The sequence below is a fragment of the Erythrobacter sp. A6_0 genome (assembly GCF_017744235.1).
Lineage (GTDB): Bacteria > Pseudomonadota > Alphaproteobacteria > Sphingomonadales > Sphingomonadaceae > Qipengyuania.
The window spans coordinates 333211-347966 of record NZ_JAGHQR010000003.1 but is presented as its reverse complement, the minus strand read 5'-3'; the positions used below and the strand labels follow the sequence as shown (position 1 = coordinate 347966).

The following is a 14756-nucleotide window of genomic DNA, read 5'->3' as shown; positions in this document are numbered from 1 at the left end:
AAGTCAGATTTCTCCGCCGGTCAGGCGCTGGCAGACGAGATCGAGCTGGTCGAGTGTGCGGTAGCGGATGCTCACCGTGCCTTTGCCCGGCTCGTCTGGCTTGATACGGACCTGCAGGCCCAGAAACTCCTCCAGATGCGTCTGCACCGCTTCCAAATCGACATCGACGGGCGATGAGCCGCTGGTACCGGGCTTGCGCTTCGGCTTCGCGGGCGCATCGCCGCGGGCCATCCGCTCCACTTCCCGCACCGACAGATCCTGCCGCACCGCCTGCTCCGCGAGTCTAAGCGCCTGTTCGTTGCCGATCAGGGCACGTGCGTGGCCCATGGAGAGCTTGCCGACCTCGACCAAGTCGAGAACCTGCGAGGGAAGCGCCAGCAGGCGCATGGTGTTCGCCACATGGCTGCGCGATTTTTCGACCATCGCCGCGATCTCGGCCTGCGTCATGCCCTCGCCTTCCGAGAGGCGGCTGTAGGCGCGCGCTTCCTCGACGGCGTTGAGATCTTCGCGTTGGAGATTTTCGATCAGCGCCAGAGCCGTGATTTCACGCGGATCCAGCTCGCGCACGATGGCGGGAATATCGTGCAGGCGCGCCTTTTGCGCGGCACGCCAGCGTCGCTCGCCCGCAACAAGGCGGTAACGATTGTTACTTTCTGGCGTGACGATGATGGGCTGAATGACCCCGCGCGCGGCGATCGATGCGGCGAGTTCGGCGAGTGCGTCCTCATCGAAATGCGTGCGAGGCTGATTTGCTAGCGGCGAGATCGCCGAGATCGGGATGGAGCGCAAACCTTCGCGCGATTCGCCCGGAGCGGCATCTGCTTCGCTAGAGGTCGGTGTAGCATTCGAACTGCGCGCGGGCGCCGCGACCGGCTCCTCGCGGCGAGTCTCGCCCATCAAGGCGCCCAACCCGCGGCCAAGCTTCCGCTTGCGGATTGCGGCAGGCGATCCGGGCCGCTGATCGTCCTCGTTCCCGGCACTCATGCGGCTTTCCTTTCCTGCGGCAGGCGGCCGATCAATTCTCGCGCCAGAGCGATATAGGCGCGGCTGCCGGGGCATGCATGGTCGTAGATCAGTGCCGGTAGGCCATGGCTGGGCGCTTCCGAGAGGCGAACATTGCGCGGGATGACCGCTTCGAAGACGAGATTGCCGAGGCAATCGCGCACATCGTCCGCAACCTGGTCCGTCAGGCGGTTGCGGCGGTCGAACATCGTAAGGACCACGCCGATGATGCCGAGATCGGGATTAAAACGCTCCTGCACCCGTTCGACGGTCTGAAGTAGCTGGCTGAGCCCTTCGAGAGCAAAGAATTCGCACTGGAGCGGTACCAGCAGCGTATCCGCCGCGCCAAGCGCGTTGAGCGTCAGAAGGCCCAGCGAAGGCGGGCAGTCGATGAAACAGATATCGTAGCCGCTCCGTTCCGACAGCGCCTGACCGAGGCGAGCGGTGCGATCGTCCACGCCCACAAGCTCGACTTCCGCGCCCGACAGATCCTGCGTGGCGGGTACGATATCGAGGCCGGGAACATCCGTCCCCTGCGCGGCCTGGGCGAGCGTCGCTTCCTGCAAGAGCAAATCATAGCTCGAAAATTCGCGTGCATTGGAGGCGATGCCCAGCCCGGTCGAAGCGTTTCCCTGCGGATCGAGATCGACGAGCAGAGTTTTCCAGCCGGTCGCGGCCATCGCAGTGGCGATGTTGATCGCGGTGGTCGTCTTGCCGACACCGCCCTTTTGATTGGCGATCGCGATTGTGATCATGGCCGTGCCTCTATCTGTCCGGATCCCACGATGATGCCCGCCTCACCGTCCGTCTTCGAATGTTCCACGTGGAACAGCGCATTTCGCTTTTTCGGAAGCGCATCGACTTCCTGCGCCGCCGACCGCCCCTTGGGCAAGATCCAGCGCGTTCCCTTTGTGGAGAAGCGTGCGGATAAGTCCAGCAGCTTCGGCAACGGGGCAAAGGCGCGCGCCGTGATAACATCGGCTTCGAAGCTCTCGACCTGCTCGAGGCGCGTTCCATGCAGCGTGCAATTGGAGAGACCGATAGTCTCGATGGCTTCAGCAAGCCATTCGATACGCCGCTTGCGCGATTCGACCAGATGAAAGCGGTGTTCCGGACGCGCTATCGCGAGCGCGAGACCGGGAAATCCGGCACCGGTGCCGAGATCCAGCCAGAGGGGCGTTTCATGCGAAACGTAATCCATCAGCTGGATCGAATCCGCAATGTGGCGCAGCCACACCTCGTCGAGGCTGCGTGCAGCCACCAAGTTCTGCCGCTCATTTTCCTCACGCAGCATCGCAATCAAATGCTCGAATCGATCGAGCACGCTCGCGTCGCAACGTGCGGCGACGAAGGCTCGCGCTTCTTCCTCTGTCGCGATCATGCTGCCTGGCTCTCGCGCCTGCGCGCCTGGACCAGCAGCGCAGCCAGCGCGGCGGGCGTGATACCCGGTACACGCGCCGCCGCAGCCAGCGTGTCGGGCCGCGCACGAGTAAGCCGCTCGATCATCTCGTTCGAGAGGCCGGCGACATCCGCATACGGAAATTCCGGTGCCAACGGGACATGATCATTGGCTCGCAAGTCGCGCAATTCCGCTTCCTGCCGCGCCAGATAGGGCGCGTAGGCGGCATCTTCGGTCGCTTCGGTCACGACCGGATCGGACCAGTCCCAGTCTTCGGGCATAAAGGATGACAGGTCATCCGCTTCGACCGATTGATGCTGGAGCCACTCCGCGATTGTTCGCGGTGCGCCAACGGGCTCAACGGGATTACCCGCCACGGCGAGCTCCTTGGGAGCCAAGGAAGTCTCCAGCGCCGATCGGGCCTGTTCGAGACGCTCCTGCCTCTGCACGAACCATGCCGCACGCTCCTTGCCGACGCAGCCGATCGCTTGACCAAGCGGGGTGAGGCGCGTGTCCGCATTCGCGGCACGCAGCCGCAATCGGTATTCGGCGCGCGATGTGAGCATCCGATAAGGTTCGCTCACACCGTGAAGCGTCAGATCGTCGACCATCACTGCAATGTACGAATTTGCCCGATCGAGTGCTGGCAGATCGCGGTCCAGACAGTCCGCAGCCGCATGCATCCCCGCCACCAGCCCTTGCGCCGCCGCCTCTTCATATCCGGTCGTGCCATTGATCTGGCCCGCGCAATAGAGGCCCGGAATCGCGCGGACCTGCAAATCGCGGGTCAAAGCGCGCGGATCGATGTGGTCATATTCCACGGCATAACCCGGCACGACCATCTCAACGCGTTGCAGCCCCTCCATGCTCCGCAGCATGGCCAATTGAACGTCTTCGGGCAGAGATGTGCTGATCCCGTTCGGATAGATCAAATGGGTGCCCAAACCTTCCGGCTCGAGAAACACCTGATGGCCTACGCGATCACCGAAGCGGTGGATCTTGTCTTCGATCGACGGGCAATAGCGCGGCCCCTGCCCAGCGATCGCTCCGCTGAACAAGGGCGAGCGATCTAGGTTTGCACGGATGATATCGTGGCTCGATCGATTTGTCCGCGTAATCGCGCAGAAGATTTGCGGATTCATTCGCCCGCTGGAGAGCGACGACATCGTCCAACTCTCACCGTCCGAAGGTTGTTCTTCCAGCCGCGCCCAATCAATGGTTCGCCCATCGAGGCGCGGGGGCGTCCCCGTCTTGAGGCGCGCCATCGGCAAGTCGGCTCCGCGCAATTGATCGGCAAGGCGGTGGGCGGCATTTTCCCCGACCCGACCACCCTCCTGGCGAACCTCTCCGCGATAGAGAATGCCTCCCAAGAACGTACCGGTGCACAGAATGACCTTCGGTGCTTCCACGGACGTTCCATCGCCGAGATCGACGCCCACCACGCGTTCGCCAACGAAGCGGAGTGCAGCGACTTCCCCTGCCACGATCTCGAGCGTCGGAAGCGTGGCTAGCTGCGCCTGCACCGAACGCTTGAACAGATGGCGATCGGCCTGAACGCGCGGCCCCCAAACGGCACTGCCCTTCGAGCGATTGAGCATGCGATAATGGATCGCGCCGGCGTCCGCCGCGCGGCCGATCACGCCGTCAAGCGCATCGACTTCGCGCACGAGGTGGCCCTTGCCCAATCCGCCGATCGCCGGATTGCAGCTCATCGCGCCGACCGTTTGCGGATCGAAGGTGACGAGCGCGACCCGCAATCCCATGCGCGCGCCTATCGCTGCGGCCTCTACGCCCGCATGCCCTCCACCGACGACGATGATATCGAATTGCGCCATGGGTCGCGCATTAGAGCCCCTCACGCGCAGGGTCAAAGCCGTTCGCGGCCTTGACGTTTCACGTGGAACATCATTTGCCGATGCAAAAACGCCCGAACAGCGCATCGAGCATATCTTCGGTCGATGCGCGACCAAGCAAGGCATCGAAAGCGCAGCGGGCGAGGCGTAATTCCTCACCCATGACGAGAAAGTCCTGCCCTCGCTCAATTGCAGTTAGAGCATCGGCAGCCTCGCCTATCGCCGCGCGTTGCCGGGCATTTAAAGCCGCCTCGCCCGGTTTCGGAAGTATCGATCGCGCTCGCCGGGCGATATCCGCCTCAAGTTCGCGAAGACCCAAACCGGTAACGACAGAAACCACATGCTGCGCCGCCTGCTTGGTTTCGAAATCCTCCGCGTCGGCCCGCGCCGCCACTTCGATAGCGCCCTCCGGCCCTTCGCCTTCCGGGCCGAGCCACAGACCGAGATCCGCACGCTCAAGCTGGGCCCCGGCTCTCTCGATACCGATCCGCTCGATCGCATCCGTGCTGTCATCACGCAGCCCGGCGGTGTCCACCAGTATGAGAGGTACGCCATCGAGCGCGACGGGACGCTCGATGGCGTCCCGCGTGGTGCCTGCCACGGGCGAGATGATTGCCGCCGCATCCCTTACCAAAGCGTTGAAAAGGCTAGACTTGCCGCTATTCGGCGGTCCTGCGAGAACCACGCGCACGCCTTCGCGCAAGCGCTCGACCGGGGGCCGTGACAGCCAATCGGCCATCTCCGCTCGCAATGCCGCAATCTCGTCGAAGAATTCGCCGGGCAGCTCCTCGACATCGTCCTCGTCGGAGAAATCGAGCACTGCCTCGACCTGCGCACCGAGTGTCAGCACCCGATCCCGCCAATTCTCCGCCTGGCGCGAGATCGCACCGCCAAGCGCGCGGGTTGCCGCCTGACGCTGCAATTCGGTTTCGGCTGAAAGCAGATCGCCGAGCCCTTCGGCTTCCGCCAGGTCGAGCACACCATTGGCAAAAGCGCGGCGGGTGAATTCTCCCGCCTCGGCACGGCGCAGCCCGGAAACATTCGAAAGCCTATTCTCGATAGCCGCAATCACGGCGCGCCCACCATGACAGTGGAGTTCTACCAGATCCTCTCCCGTCGCAGTGCGGGGGCCGGGGAACCACAGAACCAGGGCACGATCGAGCACCCTGCCCTCTTCGTCTCGCAAGGTTCGCAGCGAAGCGCGCCGCGGATCGGGCAACTCGCCCGCCAGCATACTCAACGCCGCGCCCGCATCCGGCCCGCTGATCCGGATCACGGCAATCGCGCAGGGCGGCGCGCCGCTAGACAGGGCGAAAATCGTGTCGGGCATCGCAACCGCTTCAGTATTATGGTGTGCGCTCAGCCCGTCTTGCTATCGTCCGGCTTCGTCGAGCCGGGAGCGCGATTGGCCTGCGCCCCTTCCATGAAACTCTGGAACAGCTTGAAGCCGGCCTGGCCCATGGGCGCCAATTGGCGGGCATATTCCTGAAGCTTTTCGGTGTCGGAAACGCCGGTCATCGCCTTCGACATCATGTCGACATAGACGGCATTCGCCTTGCCCACGTCGGGCAGACCCATGAAGCTCCGGGCCTCTTCAGGCGTGCAATCGATTTCGACATGGACCTTCATCGCGCTTCCTCCGTTGGCATCACATGGCCTATTTGGGTCGCAAGCCGGCGGTGCGCAAGCCGCGTACCGGAGTTTCGGCCTTCAACCTTGCGGGAGATACCACACGATGAGCGAGAATATCAGCATTTCGACCCTGTCCGGCGACGCAGACTTCAAAGCTTATGTCGCGCGCCCGGCGGATGAGCCGAAAGCGGCAATCGTCGTCATTCAGGAAATCTTCGGTGTGAATGCCGGGATTCGCCGCAAATGCGACAAGCTGGCCGAACAGGGATATCTCGCCGTGGCGCCGGACCTGTTCTGGCGGATGCAGCCCGGCATCGAGCTCGATCCCGATATCGAGCCCGAAATGCAGGAGGCGCTCGACTGGATGGGCAAGTTCGACCAGGACGAGGGCGTTCGCGACATCGAAGCCACGATCAAATGGGCGCGCGAGGAAACCGGCGGTAAAAAGGTCGGTGCGGTCGGATACTGTCTGGGCGGACGGCTAGCCTATATGACGGCGGCTCGCACCGATTCCGATGCGACGGTGGGCTATTACGCGGTCGGCGTCGATGAATTGCTGCGCGAGAAGGACGCCATCGCCAATCCGCTGATCCTGCATATTCCGACCGAAGACGGCTTTGTCGACAAGGAAACGCAGCAGAAAATGCATGAAGGGCTCGATTCCCACCCCAAGTCCACGCTCTACGATTACGAAGGCATGGATCACGGTTTCGCGACCGAATTCGGCCAGCGCCGCAACGAGGAGAATGCCGATCTCGCCGACAAGCGGACGGCGGACTTCTTCGAAACGCATCTCGCCTGATCACACCGCCACCGACAGTGCCGGGGCTCGCTTGAGTCTCGGCACTCGTCTCGGCACTGGCGGTGGACGCGCGGCGTCCGATGATCCACGGTATGGGTCGGGACAGGATTACCTTTCGGAGAAGCGGGATGTCGGCAGAAAAGGGTGTGGAGCGGTGGCATCGGGCGATGGCGGATGGAAACGATGCCGCCAGCCTCGGCCCGATGATCGCCGAGGATGCGGTGTTCCATTCGCCGGTCGTCCATACGCCGCAAAAGGGCCGTCCGATCGTGACCGCCTATCTCGCCGCCGCCGGGCAGACGCTCGCCAATGACAGCTTTCGCTATGTCCGCGAGCTGGTGGATGGCGACACCGCGATGCTCGAATTCGAGACCGAGATGGAGGGCATCCACGTCAACGGTGTCGATATCATCCGCTTCGATGCGGACGGCGCGATCCTGGATTTCAAAGTGATGGTGCGGCCCCTGAAGGCCGTGAACAAGGTCTGGGAAATGATGGCCGCACAGCTCGAGCGTGACCGCGCCAGCTGATCAGGCGGCCTTTCGCTGCGCTCCGAAGCGTTCGATCTCGGCGCGCATTTCGTTGGGCAGATCCGCATGATAGATCGCCGCGAGTTCATCTTCGGCGCCCAACCCCCCGCGGCGCATCTTCCATTTCGGGAACAGACGATCCTCGCGCTGGGCGCGATGCAGGATACGAACCGAATGGTGGCGATAATCCCCGATCAACATGCAGAGCAGACCGTCAAGCGCCAGCGCCGGCCCCTCGACATACTGCAGGAAGCCGCGTCCGTTATAAAGCAGGAAGCCGGTCACTTGGCGTTGAGGATTGTTGCGGGCCGATTCCTCGATGATCGCAAACACATCGCCGCTGTCGACATGCGTTGAAGCGACGCTCGAATCGAAAGGCTGGAAATCATCCTCGACCCACCTCGTTACCCGTCCAAGCCGTTCATGGCCCGGAATGGTAACGAAGCGCTTAAGCGTGTCGTCTGACGACGACTTGCTAACCTATTGATTCATCGTCGCGAAGAAGTCTTCATTGGTCTTGGAATCCTTCATCTTGTCGAGGAGGAATTCCATCGCGTCGATCGTGCCCATCTGCATGAGAATGCGGCGCAGCACCCACATCTTCGACAGCTTGTCCTTCTCGACCAGCAGCTCTTCCTTGCGCGTGCCGGACTTGCCGACATCCAGGGCCGGGAAGATGCGCTTGTCGGCCACCTTGCGGTCGAGCACGATTTCGCTGTTGCCGGTGCCCTTGAACTCTTCGAAGATCACTTCGTCCATGCGGCTGCCGGTATCGATCAGCGCGGTGGCGATGATGGAGAGCGAGCCGCCTTCCTCGATATTGCGCGCCGCGCCGAAGAAGCGCTTGGGCCGCTGGAGCGCGTTGGCATCGACACCGCCGGTCAGCACCTTGCCGGAGCTCGGCACCACAGTGTTGTAGGCGCGGCCGAGGCGCGTGATCGAGTCCAACAGGATCACGACGTCGTGCTTGTGCTCGACCAGGCGCTTGGCCTTTTCGATCACCATTTCAGCGACCTGGACGTGGCGATTGGCAGGCTCGTCGAAGGTGGAGGAGATGACCTCGCCCTTCACCGAACGCTGCATGTCGGTGACTTCCTCGGGCCGCTCGTCGACGAGCAGGACGAGGAGGAAGACCTCGGGGTGATTGTCCGTGATCGCTTTGGCGATGTTCTGCAGCAGCACCGTCTTACCCGTCCGCGGCGGCGCCACGATCAGCGCGCGCTGGCCCTTGCCCTGCGGAGAAACGATATCGATCACCCGCGCGCTCTTGTCCTTCACCGTCGGATCGAGCGTGTCGAGCGACAGCTTCTGTTCGGGATATAGCGGCGTGAGATTGTCGAAATTGGTGCGCATCCGCACCGCGTCGGGCTCGTCGAAATTGACCTTGTAGAGCGTGGTCAGCGCGAAATAGCGTTCGCCTTCCTTGGGCGCGCGGATTTCGCCTTCGACCGTGTCCCCGGTCCGGAGGCCCCATTTGCGGACCTGATTGGGCGAGACGTAGATATCGTCCGGCCCGGCAAGGTAATTGGCTTCGGGGCTGCGCAGGAAGCCGAAGCCGTCCTGCATCACCTCGATGGTGCCGATCCCCATGATCTTTTCTTCGTATTCCTCGTCCTCGGCCAGTTCGCGCAGGATGCAGAACATGAGATCCTGCCGCCGCATCGTGCTCGCGCCCTCGACGCCGAGTTCTTCGGCCATCGACACGAGGTCGGCCGGGGTTTTTTCTTTCAAGTCCTTGAGATGCATTGGTTTTCTCGAATTATAAAAAGTCTTGGAATGGCCCGGGAGGTCGTGAGTCCGCAGTTTGGATCGCGAACAGGCTTGGGGAAAGCAGACCCGGCCGGCGCGATCGCGTCGCGCAAGCCTCAGCCGAAAGGAGATGTCGGATTACGGGCGGCTCAACCGCCCGTCAATCGGGAACAGAGAAATCAGAACGGTTTGACGATCACCAGCACCACGATCAGCGCCAGAAGGATCGCAGGCACTTCGCCGAACAGCTTCAGCTGCTTCTCGCTCAAGGGCCGTGCGCCCCCGATCATCTTCTTCGCCTGGACGACCATATACATGTGATAGCCCGTCATCAGCAGCACCAGCAGCAGCTTGGCGTGGAACCACCCTTGCGAAAACGCGCCGATCGTCCCGGCCAGCGCGAAACCGAGCACCCAGACCACAATCAGGCTCGGCGTCAGGATGATATGACGCAATTTGCCGATCCGGTCCTTCCACACTGCGGTTTCGGGCGCATCCGCATCGTAGGGATACAGATACAGCATCTGGCGCGGCAGGATGAACAGGCCCGCCATCCAGAACACCATGAAAATGATATGGCCGGCCTTGAGCCAGAGATAGGTCATGGAAAGCACATCCTGCATCGCCAGCCCATCTAGGACCGTGCCGGGCCCGCGCCAAGGGTGAGTTTGGCAATCAACCGCGAATGGCGGCAAGCAGACGTTCGACATGCTCTATCGGCGTGCGGCGATCGATCCCGTGGCCGAGATTGAACACGTGCGGCCGATCGCCCAGCGCATCGAGGATGAATCGGGCGCGCTTTTCGAGATCCTCGCTTCCGGCCAGCAGCAAAAGCGGATCGAGATTGCCCTGCACCGGCATCCCTTCGGGCAGAGCGCGCGCCGCCCAGACGGGATCGAGCGTTTCGTCGAGGCCGACCGCATCGACGCCCGTTTCGCGCGCATATCCGGGCAGTTTCTCGCCCGAACCCTTGGGGAAACCGATCACCGGCGTATCGGGATGCGACTGCTTGAGCGCCGCCACGATCGCCGCGTTCGGCGCGATCACCTGTTTTTCGAACTGGTCGGGCGCCAGGCTTCCCGCCCAGCTGTCGAAGATCTGCACCGCTTCGGCACCGGCATCGATTTGCCCGCGCAGATACGTCACGGTCTGATCGACGATGCGTTCGAGAATCGCCTTGAGGCGCGCAGGATCGCGATAGGCCAGCGCGCGGGCATCGTGCTGGTCCCGGCTGCCCTCGCCCCCGATCATATAGGTCGCGACGGTCCAGGGCGATCCGGCGAAGCCCAGCATGGTGGTTTCCGGTCCCAATCTCGCCCGGCAGCGGCGCACCGTCTCGTAGATCGGCTCGTAGCGTTCTGGATGGGGCTCCAGAGCGTCGAGAGAGGTCTCCAGAAGCGTCGGCGAGAGTTTGGGCCCCTCACCTGCCAAAAACTCCAGATGCTGCCCCAGAGCGTGCGGAACGATCAGGATGTCGGAAAACAGGATCGCCCCGTCGAACCCGAAGCGCTCGATCGGCTGCAAGGTCACTTCGCAGGCCGCCTCGCTATCGTAGGCGAGTTCGAGGAAGCCGCCCTTCTCAGCGCGCAGCTCGCGATATTCGGGCAGGTAGCGCCCCGCCTGGCGCATGAGCCAGACGGGCGCACGGGATCCGCGTTTTCCGTTCAGAGTATCGAGCAGGAGACCAGGCATCGGGTAGGTCCAATCCAATAATACAATATTATTATAGAGTCTGATGGAGTCTGTTGGCCCTGTGGAAAGCGGGCATATCCCGCCCCTGCCCGATTTCTCCCGCTCATGCCAGAGCGAGGCGGCGTGCGACTCGTGGTCGGATTTGAGTCAAACGCGAACTCTCCCCGCTATCCCCAGCCTGTCGACATCCCTGCTTGCCTGTCGGCAAGTGGCGGGGCGGATCGGCCGGTAGCGGGGAGCGAATCCCCTCCCCAACTTGTCGCCAGCTTCGTCCCGTGGTTTATGCCGGGGTTCTCCACAGGGCGGCAGAGACGAAACCGACACCAAACAGGGGCGACAAGGCAGTGAACCGCATCCATCTCCATCTCGTTTCGGACTCCACGGGAGAGACGCTGGAGATGATCGCCAAGGCCGCGCTCGCCCAGTTTGAGGACGCCGATGTGGTCCGCCATTTCTGGCCAATGGTCCGCTCGCGCCAGCATCTCGACCGGATCGTGCCCGATCTCTCCGCCGATCCGGGCCTCGTCCTTTACACGCTCGTCAATCCGGAAACCAGAGAACGGCTGGAGGAACGCTGCCGTACACTGGGGCTTTCGGCTGTGCCGGTGCTGGATGGGGTGACCGCGGCCCTGGAATCGGCGTTGGGCCAGGAAGCGCGCGGCAAACCCGGCCGCCAGCATCTGATGGACAAGGCCTATTTCGACCGGGTCGAAGCGATCCAGTTCACGATCGCGCATGATGACGGAGTCGGTTGGGAGGATTGGGAGGAAGCCGATATCGTGCTGGCGGGCGTGTCGCGCAGCTCCAAGACGCCGACCAGCATCTATCTCGCCAATCGCGGCTACAAGGTGGCGAATATCCCGCTGGTCGTGGAAAGCCCGCCCCCATCCTCGCTGTTCCAATTGAAGAAACCTCTCGTCGTCGGTCTGACCAGCGCGCCCGAACGCCTGGTCCAGATCCGGCGCAACCGGCTGCTGAGCCTCAACGAAGGCACCACGACCGATTATGTCGATCATGAGCGGGTGAAGGAGGAAATCCTGTTCGCGCGGCGGATGTTCGCGGACAAGGGCTGGCCGATCATCGACGTGACGCGCCGCTCGATCGAGGAAACGGCGGCGGCGGTCATCAAGCTTTTGGGCGAACGCAGCCGACGGGCGGACGATGGGCAGTTCGAAGGGTTGAAGCCGATATGAGCGATACGATTGATTCCGGTCGCGGGACGGTTTCACGTGAAACAATCGTGCTCGCCTCGAACAGCGCCTCGCGCAAGGCGATGCTGAGCGCTGCGGCGGTCGAATTCGATGCGATAGCGGCGGATGTGGACGAGCGGGCGCTCGAAGCCGGGATGGAGGACGCCGAGCCCGCCGAAATCGCGCAGGCTCTGGCTGCAGCGAAGGCAGCGGCGGTTTCGGCCCTGCATCCCGATCGGCTGGTGCTGGGAAGCGATTCGCTGGTCGAGGTGGACGGGCGGCGATTCGACAAGCCGACAAGCCGCGAGCAGGCCGAAGAGCATCTGCGCTTCTTTTCCGGCAGAGCGATGACCTTGCACAGCGCCGCCGCGCTCGCCCGCGAAGGGCGGATCGTGTGGATCGGCAGCGATTTCGCGCGGCTGGTGGTGCGCGATCTGTCCGAAGACTTCATCGCCGCCTATCTCGACCTCGAATGGCCTGCCGTGTCGCACTGCGTCGGCGTTTTCCGGATCGAGGGGCCGGGCGTCCATCTGTTCGAACGGATCATGGGGGATCAGTACACGATCCTCGGCATGCCGCTGCTGCCGGTGCTGGACGCGCTGCGCGAAGAAGGCGCGCTAATCGCATGAGCGTTCCTTACGCCCGCCCCTATGCAGAAGTGATCGGCGATCCGATCGCCCAGTCCAAATCGCCCGCCATCCACGGCTTCTGGTTGAAAAAGCTCGGTATCGAAGCGGACTACCGTGCCACATGTGTCAACGCCGCAGGGCTCGAAGCCTATCTGGCGGAACGGCGCGCCGATCCCGATTGGCGCGGCTGCAACGTGACCATGCCGCATAAACAGGCGGTACAGCCCTATCTCGATACGGTGGTGGAACCTGCCGCCGCTATCGGTGCGGTCAATACGATTCACTCGACCGAAACGAAGTTCACCGGCCACAACACCGATGCTGGCGGGTTCCTCGAGCCTCTGCGACCCATGCTGAACCGCCAGCACTATTTTCGCATGGCGCGCATTTTGGGCACGGGCGGCGCGGCGCGCGCGATCGTGGCGGCGCTGGCGGGGGAAGGGTTCACTCTCGTCCTCGCCGGGCGCAATCCCGACAAGGCGCGCGCTCTGCTGGACGAGCTGGCCCCCGAAGGCGAACACCACGCCGTCGACCTCGCTCACTTCGCGCAAGCTACTGCTTTTGCCTTCGACGATCGCGAGGGCTGCCTCGATCTGATCGTCAATGCCAGCCCGCTGGGTATGCGCGGCCAGCCGCCACTTCTTTTCGACTGGAGCCATGCCCCACCCGGCTCGATCGCCTACGACATCGTCACCGATCCGGTCGAAACCGAGTTTCTGGCGAACGCCCGCGCAGCCGGGTTCAAAACGATCGACGGGCTTTCCATGCTGATCGGCCAAGCGGCGGCGGCGTTCGCGCTGTTTTTCGGCCAGCCCGCGCCGCGCGAGCACGATGCCGAATTGCGGGACCTGCTGACGCGATGACCAGACCGCTCATCGTCGGGCTCACCGGGTCGATCGGGATGGGCAAGTCCACCGTCGCGGCGATGTTCGCAGGCGCGGGCGTGCCCGTGTTCGACGCCGATCACGAAGTGCGCGCGATGCAGGGGCCCGGCGGTGCGCTGGTGCCCACGATCGAGGCGGCCTTTCCCGGCAGCACCGGGCCAGAGGGCGTGTTGCGGGAAAAGCTCGGCGCGCTGGTGTTCGGCGACAAGCACGCCCTCGCCCGGCTTGAAGCCATCGTCCATCCCGCCGTGGCGGAGCGGCGGGCATCGTTCCTCGAGCGGCATGCGGAAGCACCACTGGTCGTGTTCGACATCCCGCTCCTGTTCGAAAAGGGCGGTGCGGACGCAGTGGACCGGGTGGTGGTGGTGTCCGCCCCGGCAGCGGTCCAGCGCGAACGCGTGCTGACTCGAGCCGGAATGACCGAAGCGAAATTCGCCGACATCCTCGCTTTGCAGACTCCGGACGCGGAAAAGCGCGCCCGCGCCGATCACATCGTCGATACGGGCGTGTCGATCGAGGAGACCGAGGCGGAGGTGCTTGCCCTGATCGAGCGTCTGAAGGCGGTATCCGACCCCTTGTAATCCGCTTCGCCCCGTCCGATAGGTATCGCAATGCGCGAAATCGTCTTCGACACCGAAACCACCGGCCTCGACCCCAAGACGGGGGATCGCATGGTGGAAATCGGGTGCGTCGAGATCGTCAATCTCATGCCCACGGGCCGCACCTTCCACGCCTATTACAATCCCGAACGGGACATGCCCGCAGGGGCCGAAGCGGTCCACGGCCTGTCCGCCGCTTTCCTGTCGGACAAGCCGTTGTTCAGGGACGGGGCCAAGGGCCTGCTCGACTTTATCGGCGAAGATCCGCTGGTGGCGCATAATGCGGGCTTCGATTTCGGCTTTCTCAACGCCGAACTGGAATTGTGTGGGCTGGCGGCGGTCTGCACCAGCAGGATGGTCGATACCGTGGCGCTGGCGCGCAAGCGGCATCCGGGGGCGAAGCTCTCGCTCGATGCGCTGTGTAGCCGCTACGGGATCGATCGCAGCCACCGGGTCAAGCACGGCGCGCTGCTCGATGCGGAATTGCTGGCGCAGGTCTATGTCGAATTGCGCGGCGGGCGGCAGATCGGGCTGGAACTGGCGGCGGATTCGGCGCCTGCACAGGGGCGCGAGGAGCTCATGCCCGCCTCGATCCAGCTGCGCACGGCTTCCATCGGCGCGCGCCGCGAACCGCGCCCCCACGCTCCATCCGCCGCCGAACTGGCGCGCCATGCCGAATTCGTCGGGCGGATGCAGGCACCCTTGTGGTTGAAGTGATTTAGGAATTGCCGGTGCGCTTCGGGACGGCGGAGCGCGGCGGACGAGCCAGGCCGGGATCGGCATCGACGACGTTAA

17 protein-coding genes are annotated in these 14756 nt (G+C 63.3%); 7 read left to right on the top strand and 10 right to left on the bottom strand.

Annotated elements, in window-relative coordinates:
* Positions 1-3 precede the first annotated feature (3 nt).
* The 6 genes from J7347_RS10545 to J7347_RS10520 form a co-directional block, all read right to left on the bottom strand.
* Complete coding sequence (locus tag J7347_RS10545; protein ID WP_209161993.1) at positions 4-984, bottom strand: ParB/RepB/Spo0J family partition protein; 981 nt, start codon at positions 982-984, stop codon at positions 4-6.
* On the bottom strand, positions 981-1757 hold the full coding sequence (locus J7347_RS10540) for an AAA family ATPase (protein ID WP_209161992.1): 777 nt from the start codon (positions 1755-1757) through the stop codon (positions 981-983). The genes J7347_RS10545 and J7347_RS10540 overlap by 4 nt, the downstream gene beginning before the upstream one ends.
* On the bottom strand, positions 1754-2383 hold the full coding sequence (rsmG, locus tag J7347_RS10535; RefSeq protein WP_209161991.1) for a 16S rRNA (guanine(527)-N(7))-methyltransferase RsmG: 630 nt from the start codon (positions 2381-2383) through the stop codon (positions 1754-1756). Before rsmG ends, J7347_RS10540 begins: the two co-directional genes overlap by 4 nt.
* Complete coding sequence (mnmG, locus tag J7347_RS10530) at positions 2380-4236, bottom strand: tRNA uridine-5-carboxymethylaminomethyl(34) synthesis enzyme MnmG (protein WP_209161990.1); 1857 nt, start codon at positions 4234-4236, stop codon at positions 2380-2382. Before mnmG ends, rsmG begins: the two co-directional genes overlap by 4 nt.
* A 70-nt stretch (positions 4237-4306) precedes the next feature.
* Positions 4307-5584, bottom strand: coding sequence for a tRNA uridine-5-carboxymethylaminomethyl(34) synthesis GTPase MnmE (mnmE, locus tag J7347_RS10525; RefSeq protein ID WP_209161989.1), 1278 nt, complete (start codon positions 5582-5584; stop codon positions 4307-4309).
* A gap of 29 nt (positions 5585-5613) precedes the next feature.
* Complete coding sequence (locus tag J7347_RS10520; protein ID WP_067684897.1) at positions 5614-5883, bottom strand: DUF6489 family protein; 270 nt, start codon at positions 5881-5883, stop codon at positions 5614-5616.
* A 106-nt stretch (positions 5884-5989) separates the two neighbouring features.
* Between J7347_RS10520 and J7347_RS10515 the strand changes: the two genes are divergently transcribed.
* Together J7347_RS10515 and J7347_RS10510 are read left to right on the top strand one after the other, a co-directional pair.
* A complete protein-coding gene (locus J7347_RS10515) occupies positions 5990-6688 on the top strand; it encodes a dienelactone hydrolase family protein (RefSeq protein ID WP_209161988.1) in 699 nt (232 codons plus the stop codon).
* Between the two features lie 128 nt (positions 6689-6816).
* Positions 6817-7218: a nuclear transport factor 2 family protein gene (locus tag J7347_RS10510; protein ID WP_209161987.1), complete on the top strand. Its 402-nt coding sequence runs from the start codon at positions 6817-6819 to the stop codon at positions 7216-7218.
* Here the strand turns inward: J7347_RS10510 and J7347_RS10505 are convergent, their stop codons facing one another.
* The 4 genes from J7347_RS10505 to hemE all read right to left on the bottom strand — a co-directional run bounded on the left by J7347_RS10505 (position 7219) and on the right by hemE (position 10659).
* Positions 7219-7653 carry a BLUF domain-containing protein gene (locus J7347_RS10505; protein ID WP_348521613.1) on the bottom strand — a complete coding sequence of 145 codons (435 nt, stop codon included), beginning with the start codon at positions 7651-7653 and terminating at the stop codon, positions 7219-7221.
* Positions 7654-7698: 45 nt separating this feature from the next.
* Positions 7699-8964, bottom strand: a complete 1266-nt coding sequence (gene rho, locus J7347_RS10500) for a transcription termination factor Rho (protein WP_067684904.1) — start codon at positions 8962-8964, stop codon at positions 7699-7701.
* Between the two features lie 182 nt (positions 8965-9146).
* On the bottom strand, positions 9147-9590 hold the full coding sequence (locus J7347_RS10495) for a CopD family protein (protein WP_209161985.1): 444 nt from the start codon (positions 9588-9590) through the stop codon (positions 9147-9149).
* Positions 9591-9642: 52 nt separating this feature from the next.
* Positions 9643-10659 carry a uroporphyrinogen decarboxylase gene (hemE, locus tag J7347_RS10490; RefSeq protein ID WP_209161984.1) on the bottom strand — a complete coding sequence of 339 codons (1017 nt, stop codon included), beginning with the start codon at positions 10657-10659 and terminating at the stop codon, positions 9643-9645.
* A gap of 344 nt (positions 10660-11003) precedes the next feature.
* Between hemE and J7347_RS10485 the strand changes: the two genes are divergently transcribed.
* Genes J7347_RS10485 through dnaQ form a run of 5 tightly spaced genes read left to right on the top strand, consistent with a single transcriptional unit; the run spans position 11004 to position 14678 of the window.
* Positions 11004-11852, top strand: coding sequence for a pyruvate, water dikinase regulatory protein (locus J7347_RS10485; RefSeq protein ID WP_067684912.1), 849 nt, complete (start codon positions 11004-11006; stop codon positions 11850-11852).
* Positions 11849-12478, top strand: coding sequence for a Maf family nucleotide pyrophosphatase (locus J7347_RS10480; protein ID WP_209161983.1), 630 nt, complete (start codon positions 11849-11851; stop codon positions 12476-12478). The genes J7347_RS10485 and J7347_RS10480 overlap by 4 nt, the downstream gene beginning before the upstream one ends.
* A complete protein-coding gene (locus J7347_RS10475) occupies positions 12475-13341 on the top strand; it encodes a shikimate dehydrogenase (RefSeq protein ID WP_209161982.1) in 867 nt (288 codons plus the stop codon). Before J7347_RS10480 ends, J7347_RS10475 begins: the two co-directional genes overlap by 4 nt.
* On the top strand, positions 13338-13943 hold the full coding sequence (gene coaE / locus J7347_RS10470; RefSeq protein ID WP_209161981.1) for a dephospho-CoA kinase: 606 nt from the start codon (positions 13338-13340) through the stop codon (positions 13941-13943). Before J7347_RS10475 ends, coaE begins: the two co-directional genes overlap by 4 nt.
* Positions 13944-13973: 30 nt before the next feature.
* A complete protein-coding gene (gene dnaQ, locus J7347_RS10465) occupies positions 13974-14678 on the top strand; it encodes a DNA polymerase III subunit epsilon (RefSeq protein WP_209161980.1) in 705 nt (234 codons plus the stop codon).
* Positions 14679-14756: the final 78 nt, after the last annotated feature.

What these genes read in the sequence shown, in the direction of transcription:
- J7347_RS10545 (WP_209161993.1), bottom strand. Translation starts at nt 984, where the DNA reads ATGAGTGCCGGGAACGAGGACGATCAGCGGCCCGGATCGCCTGCCGCA.
- J7347_RS10540 (WP_209161992.1), bottom strand. Translation starts at nt 1,757, where the DNA reads ATGATCACAATCGCGATCGCCAATCAAAAGGGCGGTGTCGGCAAGACG.
- rsmG (WP_209161991.1), bottom strand. Translation starts at nt 2,383, where the DNA reads ATGATCGCGACAGAGGAAGAAGCGCGAGCCTTCGTCGCCGCACGTTGC.
- mnmG (WP_209161990.1), bottom strand. Translation starts at nt 4,236, where the DNA reads ATGGCGCAATTCGATATCATCGTCGTCGGTGGAGGGCATGCGGGCGTA.
- mnmE (WP_209161989.1), bottom strand. Translation starts at nt 5,584, where the DNA reads ATGCCCGACACGATTTTCGCCCTGTCTAGCGGCGCGCCGCCCTGCGCG.
- J7347_RS10520 (WP_067684897.1), bottom strand. Translation starts at nt 5,883, where the DNA reads ATGAAGGTCCATGTCGAAATCGATTGCACGCCTGAAGAGGCCCGGAGC.
- J7347_RS10515 (WP_209161988.1), top strand. Translation starts at nt 5,990, where the DNA reads ATGAGCGAGAATATCAGCATTTCGACCCTGTCCGGCGACGCAGACTTC.
- J7347_RS10510 (WP_209161987.1), top strand. Translation starts at nt 6,817, where the DNA reads ATGTCGGCAGAAAAGGGTGTGGAGCGGTGGCATCGGGCGATGGCGGAT.
- rho (WP_067684904.1), bottom strand. Translation starts at nt 8,964, where the DNA reads ATGCATCTCAAGGACTTGAAAGAAAAAACCCCGGCCGACCTCGTGTCG.
- J7347_RS10495 (WP_209161985.1), bottom strand. Translation starts at nt 9,590, where the DNA reads ATGCAGGATGTGCTTTCCATGACCTATCTCTGGCTCAAGGCCGGCCAT.
- hemE (WP_209161984.1), bottom strand. Translation starts at nt 10,659, where the DNA reads ATGCCTGGTCTCCTGCTCGATACTCTGAACGGAAAACGCGGATCCCGT.
- J7347_RS10480 (WP_209161983.1), top strand. Translation starts at nt 11,849, where the DNA reads ATGAGCGATACGATTGATTCCGGTCGCGGGACGGTTTCACGTGAAACA.
- J7347_RS10475 (WP_209161982.1), top strand. Translation starts at nt 12,475, where the DNA reads ATGAGCGTTCCTTACGCCCGCCCCTATGCAGAAGTGATCGGCGATCCG.
- coaE (WP_209161981.1), top strand. Translation starts at nt 13,338, where the DNA reads ATGACCAGACCGCTCATCGTCGGGCTCACCGGGTCGATCGGGATGGGC.
- dnaQ (WP_209161980.1), top strand. Translation starts at nt 13,974, where the DNA reads ATGCGCGAAATCGTCTTCGACACCGAAACCACCGGCCTCGACCCCAAG.